Source organism: Enterococcus sp. 3G6_DIV0642 (assembly GCF_002140635.1).
GTDB classification, from domain to species: Bacteria; Bacillota; Bacilli; order Lactobacillales; family Enterococcaceae; genus Enterococcus_D; species Enterococcus_D casseliflavus.
Map to the genome: position 1 here is coordinate 2,196,029 of NZ_NGLH01000001.1, position 14,098 is coordinate 2,210,126.

Sequence of the window (14,098 nt, forward strand, 5' to 3'; positions counted from 1 at the left end):
GACCTTCGCTCCTGCGGCAGGTCCATCTTTTTGATTGGCTAACTTTCTTCGCCGATACTCAATATCAAGCGAATATCTTCTTCTGTCATTTGTTGAAGCTGTGTTTCATTGCCTTGGATCACTTTTTGGAAAAGCTCACGTTTTTCTTGTTGCAACGCATCCATTCGTTCTTCAATGGTTCCTTCAGCAATCATTCGCCAGACTTCGACAACATTTTTTTGACCGATCCGATGGGCTCGTCCAGCGGCTTGTTCTTCCACCGCCGGGTTCCACCACAAATCGTATAAGATCACGGTGTCTGCGCCGGTCAGATTCAGTCCTGTTCCTCCTGCTTTTAACGAGATCAAGAAGACGTCCTTTTCTCCACTATTGAAGGCATCAACCATCGTCAAACGATCTTGCGGCGGTGTGCTGCCTCGCAAGTAAAAGGACTCAAACCCTTCTTGTGCTAGCTCTTCTTCAATGATCGAAAGCATGCTAGTAAACTGAGAAAATAACAGCACACGACGCCCATTTTCTTTGGCTGCTAAGAGTAAATCTTTGACCTGTTCAAGTTTCCCAGAAGACCCTTCATAATCCTCCACGAATAATCGTGGGTCACAACAGATTTGCCGCAGTCGAGTCAAACCAGCTAAGATACTGATTCGATTTTTACGAAAAGACGTAGAATCCATTTGCGCGATTTCTTCCCGCATTTGCCGCAAGTACGCCAAATAGATTTTCTTTTGTTCTTCTGTTAAAACACTGTAATAATTTGTTTCCAATTTTTGCGGCAAATCATGCAGCACGGATTTTTTGTCTCTTCGCAAAATAAAGGGTTTGATCATTTTCGCAATTTCTTGTGTAGACAGTTCTTTAAATTTCTGCTTGTTCGGGAAAAATCCTGGCATGATCATTTGGAACAAGGACCACAATTCTTCTAAATTATTCTCGATCGGTGTGCCGCTGAGGGCGAATCGCTGTGGAACTTCCAAGGAGCGCAAGGCCTGTGCCGTTTTGGTCGCACTGTTTTTGACCATTTGCGCTTCATCTAAAATCAAACAAGTCAGATCTAGTGCTTGATAAGCATCAATGTCTTGCCGCAAGCTTGCATAAGAAGTGATGCGGACGTCCGCTGGCTGCGCCATCTGCCCTTCGCGCTCTTCTTTCGTTCCGCTGATGACAGACGCAGAAATCGTTGGCGCAAACCGTTTGATTTCTTGTTGCCAGTTGAATGTTAGACTCGCCGGTGCCACGATCAATACATTCAATTTTTGTTTCTCTTGTTTTTCTGAAAGTAAGTAGCTGATCGTCTGAACGGTCTTCCCTAACCCCATTTCATCGGCAAGGATACCGCCAAATTGATAGTGGCTCAACATTTTTAGCCAACGGAACCCAACTTCTTGGTATTGCCGCAACTCAGCATGCAAGTTTTCTGGCAGCTGCGCCTCAAAGTTTTCTGGATGGATCAAGTCTTCCGTCATTTGTTGAAAACCGGCACTAAAGCTGGCTTGATCAGCAAACTGCTCTTGCAGGAGCAGCCCTTGATTCAAAGGAACTTGGATCGCCCCATCCTTCGCTTCTAGTGAAAGACGCAATTTTTTCAGGGCAGCACTTGCTTCTTGAAACTCTTCCGATTCCAATGAAAGGACTTGCCCATTTTCTGTGGTATAAAATTGTGCAGACTGTAACAGGCTGCGCAAGACCTCATTGATCTCTGACTCTTGAATGCCGCTGACATCAAACTTGATATCCAACCAAGAACCATTTTCTTCGATAACGATTTCTGGTCGATGGTGTTGGGCGTCAAGGTAAAGTTCCCGCAGCTTCTTGCCGATACGGACTTCACCTAATTGCCTTAAAACAGGGATCTCCCTTGTAAAAAAGGTATAAAGTTGTTCCCCCGCAGGTAAGCTTTTTTGCCAATTTTTAGTGCTCGCTTGATAGCCAAAGGTTTCAATAATCGCTTCAATTCGTGCTTCTTGTTGAAAATCACGTAAAATCTCGGGATGATTTTCTGGCATATAGTGATGTTTTTCATCACTTGAAAAAACGACTTCTCCATAAGTGAAGTCTACTTGTAAATCGACTTGTCCTTTGATTTTCCGTAACGAAAAGACAGCTTTCAATTCAGACTCTTCGATTTCATTTTGAACTTCAGGTGCTACTTGGACACGCCCGATTTTTCGCAAATAAGGCAATACTTTCATAAAAAGATTCGCTAGTTCTTCTTTCGGATAGTCGATGACTGGCTGTTCAAATCGTTTAAACAACTGTTGCATCGTGACATAGATTTCCTTTTGTTCGACAGTCAGTTCATAAAAGGTTCCATCCAGCAGACCCCAATTATAATAGCTAAGTAAATGGTCAAAATCTTTCACGAATTCCAGCGGAAAATGATCCTCTTGTTTTGTGACTGAAAACGACAAAGGTTCACCGATTTGAAAATCGGCTTCATTGACTTTTGTTTCACCAATGGTTATTTGCGTATAGACTTCGTTTAACTGTAACAACAATTCTTTGCCGAACTCAACTGGTAGCAGCAAATACTTTTTGTCAAGTTTACCACTGATCTGAATGCCTGCTTGCCCGATTAACTGTTGCGTTTGCGCGATTCCTGCCAATCGATTCAACAAGGCTCGATTTTTCTCATCAAAGGCATCCGCAGATAGAAAGAAGGTCTGCTGCTTATTCGCTGCGTACTGCTTGTTTTCTTGGTACATCTGCAAAAATTTATAAATGTTTTTAACGACATAGGTCCGTGCGGTGCCACGATGGCCGACTTTGAGGGAAATCCCTAAGATATCCATTTCTTGATGGTAAGGATTGGTGGCGATGGTATCTATCCGAAATTCAACCTGTAAGGGTTGGCTCGTTTCTTTTTCGCTCCCTAAGCGGGCAAAGCCGTTGGAAAACATCTCTGAAGCAGAAAAGGCTTTTTTGATGGGGGTTTGCTCATTGATTTTTCGTGTTTTCCCTTGTTTGCGTAGATAAAGTTCGACTGCCACCGTGTGTTTGCAATAATGATGCTCTTCCCAGTACGGACATTGGCAATAATCTACCTCTTTGGCTGTAGCATCTAAGGTCACTAAATACAATTCTGTCCCCAATACTTCTGCGTGCCACACATTTTTTTCTTTGTCTGGTGTGACAGATAAGACGCGATCTTCGTTGACATACGTTCTGCCACGCTCAATTACTTTTTCTGGAATACTCCACTTCATAAGAGCCCTCCTCTCCTTATTCTTTTATTCGGATCCGGCTTTGCCCGCTGCCGTTAGTTTCTACGAAAACTTGCTGCAGGATTCTTGCCCGCAGTTCTCGAACATGACTGATGATCCCAATCATGCGCCCTTCATTTTCGATCATTTCTAATGCTTCCATCGCCATTTCCAATGATTCTTCATCAAGCGATCCAAAGCCCTCATCAATAAAGAGGGCTTCGATCTCGATCCCACCAGCTCGTTGCTGGATCACATCCGCCAAAGAGATCGCCAACGCTAAGGCAGCAATAAAGCTTTCGCCGCCTGAAAGTGTATGAGCTCTTCTGACTTGTCCCGCATTATCGTCATATATGTCAATTTCTAAGCCTGTTGAGCTTCGATAGCTCCCGACTTTATCCGCTAATTCAAATTGATAGCGGCCACGAGTCAACCGAGCCAAGCGTTCATTGGCGACTTCTAAGATCTCTGTCAGAAATTGCTGCAGTACATACCGTTCCAAGCTGGTTTTTTTGACGTTTTCGCCGTTGATGGTTTCTGCCAACTGCTGAAGTTGGCCTAATTGGGCCAGTTCTTCGACATTTTGCTGATAAATGACCTGCAGCTCGTCAAACAACCGTTGATTGACGTTGACTTTCTCCTGTTTGCGAACTGTTTCTTGCTGTAGTTCCTCCATCACGGTCTGCAACTGAAGGTAGTCAGCTTCCAAATGGTTTAAATCTATCGCAGCTTGCTCTTTTAACTGTGCATCTAACAATGCTAGCCGTTGCTGAACAAACACCGTTTCTTGCTCATAGGTTTTGATTTCTTCTGAGAGAACGGTTGTTTGAGCGGCTTGGTCAATCAATTCCCGCATCGTTTCTTCCGTCATACCAGCTTCTTGGAGTCGCTGCGTCAGTCGTTGTTCTGCTTTTGTCTTAGCCGCTTGCTTTTCTGCAAAAAATTGCTGCAGATTTTTCAGCTTCTCTGAAAGAATCGCTTGCTGCTCGTTTAGCTGCGCTTCTTGTCGGGCATCAGCCTCAATTTGTTGCGTATATTCCCTCAGTAAACCATTGGTTTTTGTTAAATCGGCTTGTAATTGTTCATACGTTGCGCCTGCAAGTTGTTCCTGTAAAGAAGCCAATTTCCCCTCCGCAAGCTGACGCGCTTCTTGGGCTTTTTTCGCTTGCTCACTGACTTGCTGAAAGGACTCATTTAACGTTGCTAATTTCTCATTTACTGCCTGATGTTTCTTCTGTGCGTCTTCATAAGAAGCGGCTTTTTGTTGATTGAAAGATTGCCGTTTCTTTAGTTCCGCTACCGTCGTTTCCTCGGTAATCGTCTCTTGGTTTTCTATCGGCTGCAAGGCAGCAAATGCCTGTTGAACTGCAGTCCAAGCGAATGCCACTTGCTTCTGCGCAGCAACACTGGTGGCTTGCCATTCGCTGATTCGCAATGTGGCTTGCTCCTGCAGCGTTTGATTTGCCGATACTTGCTGCTGGATCTTCGTCAATTTTTCTTGTGTTTGCTCAAGTCTTTGTTCACTGGCAATGATGTCTTCGATGCGATAGGTCGTGTGCTCCTGTGTATTCGGATGATCCAATGATCCGCAAACCGGACAGGGTTCATTTTCTTCCAGTAATAGACGAAGCCGAGCAATTTGCATTCGAGCATTTTGACTGGTTTCTTGTTTTAACGTTTTTTGCAGCTCCAGCAAGGATGCTGCTAATTGCTGTTGTTCAAGAACTAACTCCGAATGAATTTGTTGCTGTTCCCCTGCTTTTTGCTCGGCTTCACGAAACTGCGCTTTTGCTTGCTGCCATTTTTCGACCAGAGCCTGCGTTTCTACCAATTTCACCGCTTCTGTTTGAAACCCTCGCAAGGTTTCGATTTCTTCTACCAGATGCTGCGCTTGCGCTTTGGCACTTGCTTGCGCTTGGTTTATCTTCGTTAATTCGGTGGTCTGTTGCTGTGCGGCTTTTTCAAGTTGCGCCACTTCTTCTTGCTGCGCTTGTGTACGCTGTGCTAGCGGGATCTGCTGCTGGATTCGTTGAACTTTTTGACTAGCAGCTTCCTGTTTTTTCTTGATGCCGTCAATCAACGCTCGTTGGTCTTGCCAGCTTACTTGTTGCTGCTGAATTTCTTGCAACTGCTGCTTTGTTTCGTTGATTTGCTGAGCAGCTTGCTGTGCTTCTTTCACTCGTTCTTCTTTTTGCTGCATGATTTCTTGATGTTCAAGCGCCCACACCAACTGGTTCAACTGTGCTTTTTTCTGAGCAATCTCGGTTTTTTTAGCATGCAGCTCTCGGGCTTTTTCTTGTAGACCTTGCCATTCGATCCGTGCATTTTCAATTTCTTTTGCACGGTAAAAAGCATCTTGCGCAGCTTTCATTTCTTGGATCGCTTGGTCTTTTTTGTGCAATAATTGCTGAAGCTGCGCTTGTTGTTTTTCTAAATCCTGCGCCCACAAAGTCAGACCTTCCGCAACCGTTAAAACCTCCTGCGCTTCTTCCCATTCAAAGCGCTCCATGATTTGCGAGGCGAGCAGCTGCTGATGCTCAAGCTTTTTACTTTGTGCTTTGACTTGCTCTTTCAACCATTCATTAAATTGTTGATACATTTCCGTGCCAAATAAATTCCGTAAAACGCGTTCTTTCTCATTGCTGCTGGCAATCAGAAAATTACGAAATTCTCCTTGCGGCAACATCATGATTTGAAAAAACTGTTTGGCATCCAGCTGCAGCAGATCCTTGATAAATGCATCAACTTCTGTGCGTTTACTGATCTGCTTTTTCTCTTTGCCTTCGGCGTCAAAAATCGTCAGCTGGACTTTTGCCGTTTGGTTGGTGACCCCGTCACCACGTTTTTTTGCTAAGGTCTGTTCCGGTTTCCGTTGGATCTGGTAGGTAAAACGCTGATGTTCAAAAGTAAAGGTGACGCTGGTCTCTTCGGTTGGTGAAGCAAACATCGAGCGCATTTCTTTGCCTGAGCGCAGATTCCCCGATGTTTCACCGAACAAGGCAAACGTCATGCCATCGAAAATCGTCGTTTTTCCTGCACCCGTTTTGCCGCTGATCAAAAACAAACCGCCAGCTTGCAGCTGACTAAAATCCAATTTTTCATCAATGAATGGACCAAAATTTTTCATTTGTAAAGACTTCGGTTGCATGACTATTCCCTCTTTTCCACGACAAATGCTTCATTTAATCCTTGTTCGATCCACTTGGTTTGTGCATCGAGCAATGAATCTCCCGTCATTTCTTGAAAAAAATGACTGATCAAGGTCTGCGGGTCGGTTTCTCGTGTGGTTAGCTGTCTTTTTTTCGTCTGTTCTCGTCCATTCAACCGTTCGACAGACAAAATAAATGGATAGATTTTTCGCAACTGATTCATCATATTTGGAATCACAGCACGATCCGTCAGCAGAAAATGCCAAAACGCCTCACGATTTAGATCACGGTAAAAAACCGGATCGATCAACTCCTCAAAGGAAGCCGTCAGTTGCTGGATATCCCTTTTTGGTGTGAGGGGAATAAATTCATTGGTGTCTTTTACAGTATCCACAAGATAGACCCCTTTTTGGTTCGTCCGTTCAGAAAGGGAAAATTTCAGCGGAGAGCCACTGTACCCGATTTTCGGATGTTTCAGGGCGGTATTGGCATGTAAATGCCCCAAAACGACTCGATCAAATGGCGCAAAAGCGGTGGTCGGTACGCTGTCCAATCCGCCAACTTGAATTTTTGTTTCTGAATCTGTTTGGCTAGAACCCGCCACAAAAAAATGGGTCACTAGCACTTGCTTTTTGGACGAGTCAAAGTTCTTGGTCATCTCCTCAATGACTCTTTGGACACTATCAGAAATCTTCATTAATGGTTCATCAAAAAACAAGCGCGCCTCGATCGGTTCAAAATAAGGCAGTAAAAAGAACTGTGTATCGTCAAACTCAACCGGGTGCAAACTTTGTTCGATGCTGGTGGACAGGTAAAAGCGTGTTTGTTGAAACCACTGACTACCGGTTTCTAGCCGCGTTGGGCTATCATGGTTTCCTGAGATAGCCAATAAAGGCAGTTCATTCGTTAGATTGATTTCTGCGATTTTTTCATTCAATAATTTGACTGCATCGACAGCGGGAACGGAACGATCATACAGATCACCTGCAATGACGATGGCAGCGACTTTTTCTTCTAAAGCGATCGCAATGATTTGATCGATAATTGCTCGCTGGTCCTCCAGCAAATCATAGCCATGTAGTTTTTTTCCGATGTGCCAATCAGCTGTATGTATAAAGCGCATTTCTTCACCTTCTTAAAAAATATCCTTCCAACCATTATACCACTTTCCCTGATCGTTAGACATCTCTCTGCCAGCGAAATTTCACTTACCACTCATTTTTGATAAAAAGAGCGAACACCTGACATCATTATGTTGAAATGTTTTTTCAATTATAAATTTATATCTTGAAATATAATTACACTTCATTTACAATGAGTGTGAAATCGAATTCAACAATCGCTTTCATCACTATTCTAAAAGAAAGGAGAAACGATATGCTTGCAATAGGACTCATGTCAGGAACCAGTTTGGATGGGATCGACGCTGCTTTAGTAAAAATCAATGGCAGCGGCACCGAAACTGACGTAAAGCTGATGGAAATGATCACGCTGCCCATTGGTGAAGAATTGAAGGAGCGAATAAAAACCGCTTGTGATCCGGTGGAATCAAATGTTCCCCTCATCTGCCAATTAAATACTGAATTAGGGTATGAATTTTTGAAAGCGTGTCAAATCCTCTGCCAAAAAGCTGGTATTGAAGAAAAAAGCATTGATTTTGTTGCCAGCCACGGACAAACGATCTGGCACTCCCCCGATGCTGACCCAGCGAAAAACAGCACCTTGCAAATTGGCGAACCTTCAATTATCGCTTATGGCTTACAAACGAAAGTCGTCGCCGATTTTCGAGTGATGGATATGGCTGCTGGCGGTCAAGGCGCCCCTCTTGTTCCTTATACAGACTATCTGCTCTATCAATCAGACACCAAAAATCGTTTGCTGCAAAATATTGGCGGCATCGGCAATGTTACTGTACTACCAAAAAGTGGCAGCTTAAACGAGCTGTATGCCTTTGATACAGGTCCAGGAAACATGGTCATCGATGAATTAATGGTTCAGCTATTCGGTCAGCCTTATGATGCGTTTGGTGAAACAGCCCGTGCGGGAGCAATTATACCAGCCTTGCAAAAGGAATTAAGAACTCATTTTTATTTGTCCCAGCAACCGCCGAAAAGCACCGGGCGTGAGCTTTTTGGAAAACAATTCGTGCAGCAGTTATTGACCCAGTATCCCGAAGCAGCACCTGAAGACTTGGTGAGGACTTTAACCGATTTTACCGCTTTTTCCATTGCTGACAGTTACCAACGGTTCATTTTTCCTCAGTTGGGAACAAACGATATGGAAGTGATTCTCTCGGGCGGCGGTGCCCACAATCATCTGCTGATTGAGATGATCCAAGGCTATTTACCAGAATCAGTAGCCGTTGGAACACAAGATGACATTGGCGGTTCCAACGATGCCAAAGAAGCGGTGGCTTTTGCCATATTAGGAAATGAAACCCTTCACAGCCGTGTCAACAATGCCCCTGCAGCAACCGGGGCATCCCAAGGCGTGATCTTAGGGAAAATCATTCCGAATCCATGGGAAGCAAAAATGTAAAACACCTTAGGAGGATAAACCATGTTAGATAAATTCACTCAATTCATCGAGCGCCATTTGGCAGGACCGATGGAAAAACTTGGCAGCCAGCGTCACTTGCGGGCGGTTCGTGACGGGATCGTCTCAACCTTGCCATTGATCATCGTCAGTTCGTTCTTTATGATTTTAGCCTTTCCACCGCTGCCTCAAAGTTGGGGCATCTATCAATTCTTGTCTAGTAATGCCACAACGATCTTATTGCCTTATCGAATGACGATGTACATTATGAGCTTGTATGCGGCATTCGGGATTGGATACAGTCTTTCTCGCTCTTATAAGCTTGATGGTCTTTCTGGCGGGATCCTAGCTACGACCGCCTTTTTACTGACCTTCACCCCGGTCAATATCCCAGCAGAAGCCTTGGATGCTGCTGGAACGGTCGGCTTTGTCTTGCCAATGGCCAACTTAGGGAGTGCTGGTATGTTCGTGGCGATCATCACCTCGATTCTTGCCGTTGAAATCTATCGGTTAACGGACAAATCGAAATTTAAAATCACGATGCCAGAACAAGTCCCACCTGCAGTCGCTCGCTCTTTCGAAGCCTTGACCCCTACCTTAGTCATTATTTTAGGAATGGGCGCGATCACTTACTATATCGGCTTTGACTGGCACACGATCGTGGCAAAAGTCGTCGATCCTTTAGTCAGTGCCGCAGACACCTTGCCAAGTGTGCTATTGATCACCTTCTTGACGACCTTCTTCTGGTCATTCGGGATCCATGGTGCTTCTATCGTTGGATCATTGGCTCGACCATTATGGTTGCAGTTGTTAGAAGGGAATACAACTGCGCTTGCTTCAGGAGATATGATTCCCAATATCGCAGCCGAACCATTTTATCAATGGTTTATCTGGATTGGTGGGGCTGGTTCAACGATTGGTTTGGCGATTTTGCTAGCGTTTCGCACCAAATCAGAATTCGGTTCAAAACTAGGAAAAACAGCCTTAATTCCAGCAATTTTCAACATCAATGAACCACTGATTTTCGGTACACCGATCGTCTTGAATCCAATCTTGATCCCACCATTCATCATTGCGCCTTTAATCAATGGTGTCATTGCATGGGTCGCCACCTCAGCAGGTTTAGTCAATGCCGTCACGGTCAATGCCCCTTGGACATTGCCTGGACCAATTGGTGCTTTCTTAGCGACTGGCGGCGATTGGCGTGCCATCGTGCTGAATGTTCTTTTGATTCTTTTATCGATTCTGATCTATTACCCATTCGTAAAAATCTATGACAAAAACGAATTAGAAAAAGAAAATCAACCAGTCGCACAATAATGTGTAAATAATGGTCGTACGAAGTACCCATCAAGACAACAGAAGAAGCCTTCCTCAGCAGCTTTTTCAATGCCAAGAGGTGCTTCGTGCGGTTTTTTAGAAAGAAGGAAAACCATTGAAACGAGAAATTGGCCTTTCGATTTACCCCGACCATAGCGATCCTTTACTGGATCAAGACTATTTAAAAAAAGCTGCTGCCCTTGGTTATTCGCGCTTATTTATGAGTATGCTGGAAGTCAGTGAAGGCAAAGAGCCCGTCAGAAAAAAATTCTCTTCGATTATCGGGTTTGCCAAGAACCTTGGCTTTGAAACGATATTAGATATTTCGCCAGCTGTTTTTAGTGATTTGGCGATCTCTTATGACGATCTGAGCTTCTTTGCAGAATTAGGTGCGGACGGTATCCGCTTGGATCAAGGATTTGATGGCAATAAAGAAGCCCAGCTGACCTTTAATCCATTTGGCTTGGCGATTGAATTGAATATGAGTAATGATGTGAACTATTTAGAAAATATCCTTTCTTATCAAGCAAATGAACCTTTTTTATATGGCTGCCACAATTTTTACCCCCAACGAGGCACAGGCTTAACGGAGGCTTTTTTCCGCAGCTGCAGTCAACGTTTTAAAAAATATGGGTTGAAAACAGCCGCCTTCATCACTAGTCAATCAGCCAAAATTGGCCCTTGGGAAGTCAATGATGGCTTACCGACCTTAGAATCTTGTCGAGATTTACCATTGGCGCTGCAAGGGAAGCTGCTTTTTGCTTCTGGGTTGATCGATACGGTGATTATTGGCAATGCCTATGCGTCGGATGCAGAACTGAAAGCTCTGGCGGCGATCGATCGCTACAAACTGACATTTGGCGTTTCCGTAGAAGCAGAAGCCAGCGAAATCGAACGGAGGATATTAGCTGAAACCAATCATTTTCGTCGCGGTGATAGTAATGCGTTAGTTGCTCGTTCCACACAGTCACGGGTGAAGTACCGTCCCGTCGAAAACCTCCCTCATACAAACCAAGAACCGTTTGCTTACGGGGACATCGTTATCGGCAATGATACCTTTGGTCAGTACAAAAACGAATTGCAGATCGTTTTGACCCCTCACCAAGACGTGCGAAAAAACAAAGTCGGCACTATCCCCAAAGAGGAGTTGCCTTTGTTGGAATATTTGAAACCATGGACCAAATTTGCTTTCGAATTATTGGATTAACTCTTTAGAAAAAAGCCGCTGATCACAAAAGGATCAGCGGCTTTTCTTAGGTATTAATCTTCTCTTTTGGACTCATCGATTTGATAAACAAATGACGGATCAATCGCTTGATCCAGTGTGTCAAATGCACCCTGGATGCGCCGTTCGACTTCCGCCAAGCCCTCTTTGTCCATCTTTTTGATGTCACTGATATCGATTGGCTCCCCAAAGCGGACGGTTACTCGCTTGCGTTTAAATAAATCCTTTAATGTCAGCGGTCCTTGATAAACAGAGGGAACGATCTTGACCTTAGCCATTTTTGCGATCAACGCCATGCCGCCTTTTAAAGCCGTTGCGTGTCTCGTACCACTTGGAAACATGATCAAGCTAAGATCGGTTTCCTTCAAAATTTTGACTGGCGTCTTTACCGCACTCGGTCCTGGTTTGTCCCGTTTGACTGGAAAAGCATTGGCATGAATCAAAATGAACCGTAAAATCGGGTTTTTGAACAGCTCTTCTTTCGCCATAAAACTAAATTTCTTTGGCCGAGCAGCCACTGCTAGGTACAATGGATCCCACCAGGTTCGGTGAGGAGCCACTAAAATATAGTTTTCATTTTTAGGTAAAACCTCTTTGTTTTGATAACGAGCATTGCCGTTGATCAAAAATAATACTACGCGAACCACACCGCGCATAAAGCGAAAAAACATACTCATTTTCCTTTCTATTTCTCTCCTATTCAAGTATGCAAAAAAACGGTTTAAATGACAAGCATTTTTTAGCGTTTCCCATTATTCTTAATCGTAGTATAATACATTGAAATGAATTTAGAACAGGAGTATGCTTCATGTTGCAACCGAACGAACGCATCGACCAATTGTATGCCGATGACATCAAGATCATTCAAAGTTCCGAAGTTTTTTCTTTTTCATTAGATGCTGTCTTATTAGCCAATTACGCTAGAGTGCCAAAAAGAGGTGTGGTCGTTGACCTTTGTGCAGGGAATGGTGCAGTCGGTTTATTTATCAGCAGAAAAACGACCGCTCATATTTATCAGGTCGAATTGCAGGAACGTCTAGCGGATATGGCGCAACGCAGTATCGAATTAAACGACTTGCAAGACCAGCTGACGGTCTATCCTATGGACTTGAAGAACCTCTTTCAAAAAATCAAACCTGATTCCGTCGATCTTTTGGTCTGCAATCCGCCTTATTTTAAAAATGTACCGACGGCGATCAAAAACCCGAATCCCTATTTAGCGATCGCCCGTCACGAGATCACCACAAATTTAGATGAAGTGATCCAAACCGCCAGTAAAGCGTTAAAAATGAACGGACGGTTTGCGATGGTTCATCGACCGGATCGCTTTCTCGATATTTTGGACCATATGCGTGCCCATCGAATCGCCCCAAAACGCGTCCGCTTCGTCTATCCGAAAGTAGGCAAAGAGGCAAATATTTTATTGATTGAAGGAATCAAGGATGGTAAGGCGGATGGCTTTAAAATTGATTCCCCTCTCATTACCTATGATGAAACAGGTGCCTATAGTTCAGAAGTGAAGGCGATGCTCTATGGCTGCTGAGAATCATTATTTTTATGTCTTGCGTTGCAACGATCAGTCCTTCTACGGTGGTTATACCACTGATTTGAGTCGCCGCTTATTAGAGCACAACAAAGGGATTGGGGCAAAATATACCCGTCCTGCTAGTCGCAGACCTTTGCAAATGATTCATGCAGAAAGCTTTTCCACTCGCAGTGAAGCCACTCAAGCAGAAGCCGCCTTCAAAAAATTGTCTCGCAAAAAGAAAGAGGACTACCTAATCAGTCATAGGAAAAGCAATGTTATCTGACTAAGCATACAAAAAAACTACCTGCGCACGGAAGATTCCCTCTTGAGAGAACTTTCTTTCGTTACTTAGGTAGTTTTCTTTTATGGTTATTCATTCCTATTCGGTAACGCCCATTGGGTTTGACTTTTCCCAAATTCTTGCGGGATCACAGAATCGACGGATTGATATTCGAGGGTTTCTTGAGTATTTGGAATCGTAATTGCCGTCAAATAGTTGTTGGTTTCGGAATAGAAGCCGATCGTTTCAAAGGAAGGATCAGTCAAATGGTATTGAACCCCCTGCAGTTTAGCGGTTGTTTCCTCTTCCACAAATGTCGGTTGATAGCGAGCATAGTAAACCTGGGCGCCCATTTTAAAATATACGGAGTTATGAGCAGATCCAAGAAATTCAATCGCCCGTTCCACTGGTACTGCTTGATAGATCCCTAAAGTTTCAATCGCTTCATTGCTTTGGATGCGCTGATAAACTGCTGTAGTATCAGATTCGTAATATTTATAGCCTAAAAACATTTTTTCGCGGTCACGGATATTCGGTGTGATCAGCGCATTATACGTTTTGAATTCACCATACACTTGATCTCCAATAAAAAAGCCTAGCAGACACGCAACGACTATGCCGCCAAGCAATAGCGTCACTTTTGGGTTGCGGTTTTCTCGATAAAGCAAAACCATCAGGAACCCTAATAACGCAATTAGACCAACCACCATGAGAATTGGTAGGATCACGTAATAAAAACGCTCACTTTGCAGCCATTTTTCGATCGTCATAAATGCAACCATTCTTTCTTCCCCTTCGATTCCTCACTACCTACTGTTTTTCCCTTGGTCAACCAGTAGAAGGATCGTCCTTTCATCCCTT

Annotated in this window: 10 protein-coding genes; 5 read left to right on the top strand and 5 right to left on the bottom strand. The window is 43.9% G+C overall.

Annotated elements, in window-relative coordinates; translation table 11 throughout:
• Window positions 1-38: 38 nt before the first annotated feature.
• Genes A5878_RS10515 through A5878_RS10525 form a run of 3 tightly spaced genes read right to left on the bottom strand, consistent with a single transcriptional unit; the run spans window position 39 to window position 7,472 of the window.
• Window positions 39-3,203, bottom strand: a complete 3,165-nt coding sequence (locus tag A5878_RS10515; RefSeq protein ID WP_060792240.1) for a DEAD/DEAH box helicase — start codon at window positions 3,201-3,203, stop codon at window positions 39-41.
• Between the two features lie 16 nt (window positions 3,204-3,219).
• Window positions 3,220-6,348: an AAA family ATPase gene (locus A5878_RS10520; protein WP_086295533.1), complete on the bottom strand. Its 3,129-nt coding sequence runs from the start codon at window positions 6,346-6,348 to the stop codon at window positions 3,220-3,222.
• Window positions 6,349-6,350: 2 nt separating this feature from the next.
• Window positions 6,351-7,472 carry an exonuclease SbcCD subunit D gene (locus A5878_RS10525; protein ID WP_060792238.1) on the bottom strand — a complete coding sequence of 374 codons (1,122 nt, stop codon included), beginning with the start codon at window positions 7,470-7,472 and terminating at the stop codon, window positions 6,351-6,353.
• A 254-nt stretch (window positions 7,473-7,726) separates the two neighbouring features.
• On the opposite strand from A5878_RS10525, the gene anmK reads away from it, so the two are divergent.
• The 3 genes from anmK to A5878_RS10540 all read left to right on the top strand — a co-directional run bounded on the left by anmK (window position 7,727) and on the right by A5878_RS10540 (window position 11,411).
• Window positions 7,727-8,887: an anhydro-N-acetylmuramic acid kinase AnmK gene (gene anmK, locus A5878_RS10530; RefSeq protein ID WP_060792237.1), complete on the top strand. Its 1,161-nt coding sequence runs from the start codon at window positions 7,727-7,729 to the stop codon at window positions 8,885-8,887.
• Between the two features lie 21 nt (window positions 8,888-8,908).
• Entirely contained in the window at window positions 8,909-10,204 is a 1,296-nt protein-coding gene (locus A5878_RS10535; RefSeq protein ID WP_005229683.1) for a PTS sugar transporter subunit IIC, read from the top strand.
• A gap of 115 nt (window positions 10,205-10,319) precedes the next feature.
• A complete protein-coding gene (locus tag A5878_RS10540; protein WP_060792236.1) occupies window positions 10,320-11,411 on the top strand; it encodes a DUF871 domain-containing protein in 1,092 nt (363 codons plus the stop codon).
• A gap of 53 nt (window positions 11,412-11,464) precedes the next feature.
• Here A5878_RS10540 and A5878_RS10545 read toward each other — a convergent pair whose 3' ends face one another.
• The gene (locus A5878_RS10545) at window positions 11,465-12,100 is read right to left on the bottom strand and encodes a 1-acyl-sn-glycerol-3-phosphate acyltransferase (RefSeq protein ID WP_005229679.1); all 636 of its coding nucleotides are present in this window, start codon (window positions 12,098-12,100) and stop codon (window positions 11,465-11,467) included.
• A 137-nt stretch (window positions 12,101-12,237) separates the two neighbouring features.
• Here A5878_RS10545 and A5878_RS10550 point away from each other — a divergent pair, with 137 nt between their 5' ends.
• Window positions 12,238-12,972: a tRNA1(Val) (adenine(37)-N6)-methyltransferase gene (locus A5878_RS10550; RefSeq protein ID WP_060792235.1), complete on the top strand. Its 735-nt coding sequence runs from the start codon at window positions 12,238-12,240 to the stop codon at window positions 12,970-12,972.
• Window positions 12,962-13,240, top strand: coding sequence for a GIY-YIG nuclease family protein (locus tag A5878_RS10555; RefSeq protein ID WP_060792234.1), 279 nt, complete (start codon window positions 12,962-12,964; stop codon window positions 13,238-13,240). Before A5878_RS10550 ends, A5878_RS10555 begins: the two co-directional genes overlap by 11 nt.
• Window positions 13,241-13,326: 86 nt before the next feature.
• On the opposite strand, the gene A5878_RS10560 is transcribed toward A5878_RS10555, so the two are convergent.
• The gene (locus A5878_RS10560) at window positions 13,327-14,019 is read right to left on the bottom strand and encodes a hypothetical protein (protein WP_060792233.1); all 693 of its coding nucleotides are present in this window, start codon (window positions 14,017-14,019) and stop codon (window positions 13,327-13,329) included.
• Window positions 14,020-14,098 lie beyond the last annotated feature (79 nt).

Bases quoted from the DNA above. Each gene is read 5' to 3' on its own strand.
- anmK (WP_060792237.1), top strand. From the start codon at position 7,727: ATGCTTGCAATAGGACTCATGTCAGGAACCAGTTTGGATGGGATCGAC.
- A5878_RS10535 (WP_005229683.1), top strand. From the start codon at position 8,909: ATGTTAGATAAATTCACTCAATTCATCGAGCGCCATTTGGCAGGACCG.
- A5878_RS10525 (WP_060792238.1), bottom strand. From the start codon at position 7,472: ATGCGCTTTATACATACAGCTGATTGGCACATCGGAAAAAAACTACAT.
- A5878_RS10520 (WP_086295533.1), bottom strand. From the start codon at position 6,348: ATGCAACCGAAGTCTTTACAAATGAAAAATTTTGGTCCATTCATTGAT.
- A5878_RS10560 (WP_060792233.1), bottom strand. From the start codon at position 14,019: ATGGTTGCATTTATGACGATCGAAAAATGGCTGCAAAGTGAGCGTTTT.
- A5878_RS10555 (WP_060792234.1), top strand. From the start codon at position 12,962: ATGGCTGCTGAGAATCATTATTTTTATGTCTTGCGTTGCAACGATCAG.
- A5878_RS10545 (WP_005229679.1), bottom strand. From the start codon at position 12,100: ATGTTTTTTCGCTTTATGCGCGGTGTGGTTCGCGTAGTATTATTTTTG.
- A5878_RS10515 (WP_060792240.1), bottom strand. From the start codon at position 3,203: ATGAAGTGGAGTATTCCAGAAAAAGTAATTGAGCGTGGCAGAACGTAT.
- A5878_RS10550 (WP_060792235.1), top strand. From the start codon at position 12,238: ATGTTGCAACCGAACGAACGCATCGACCAATTGTATGCCGATGACATC.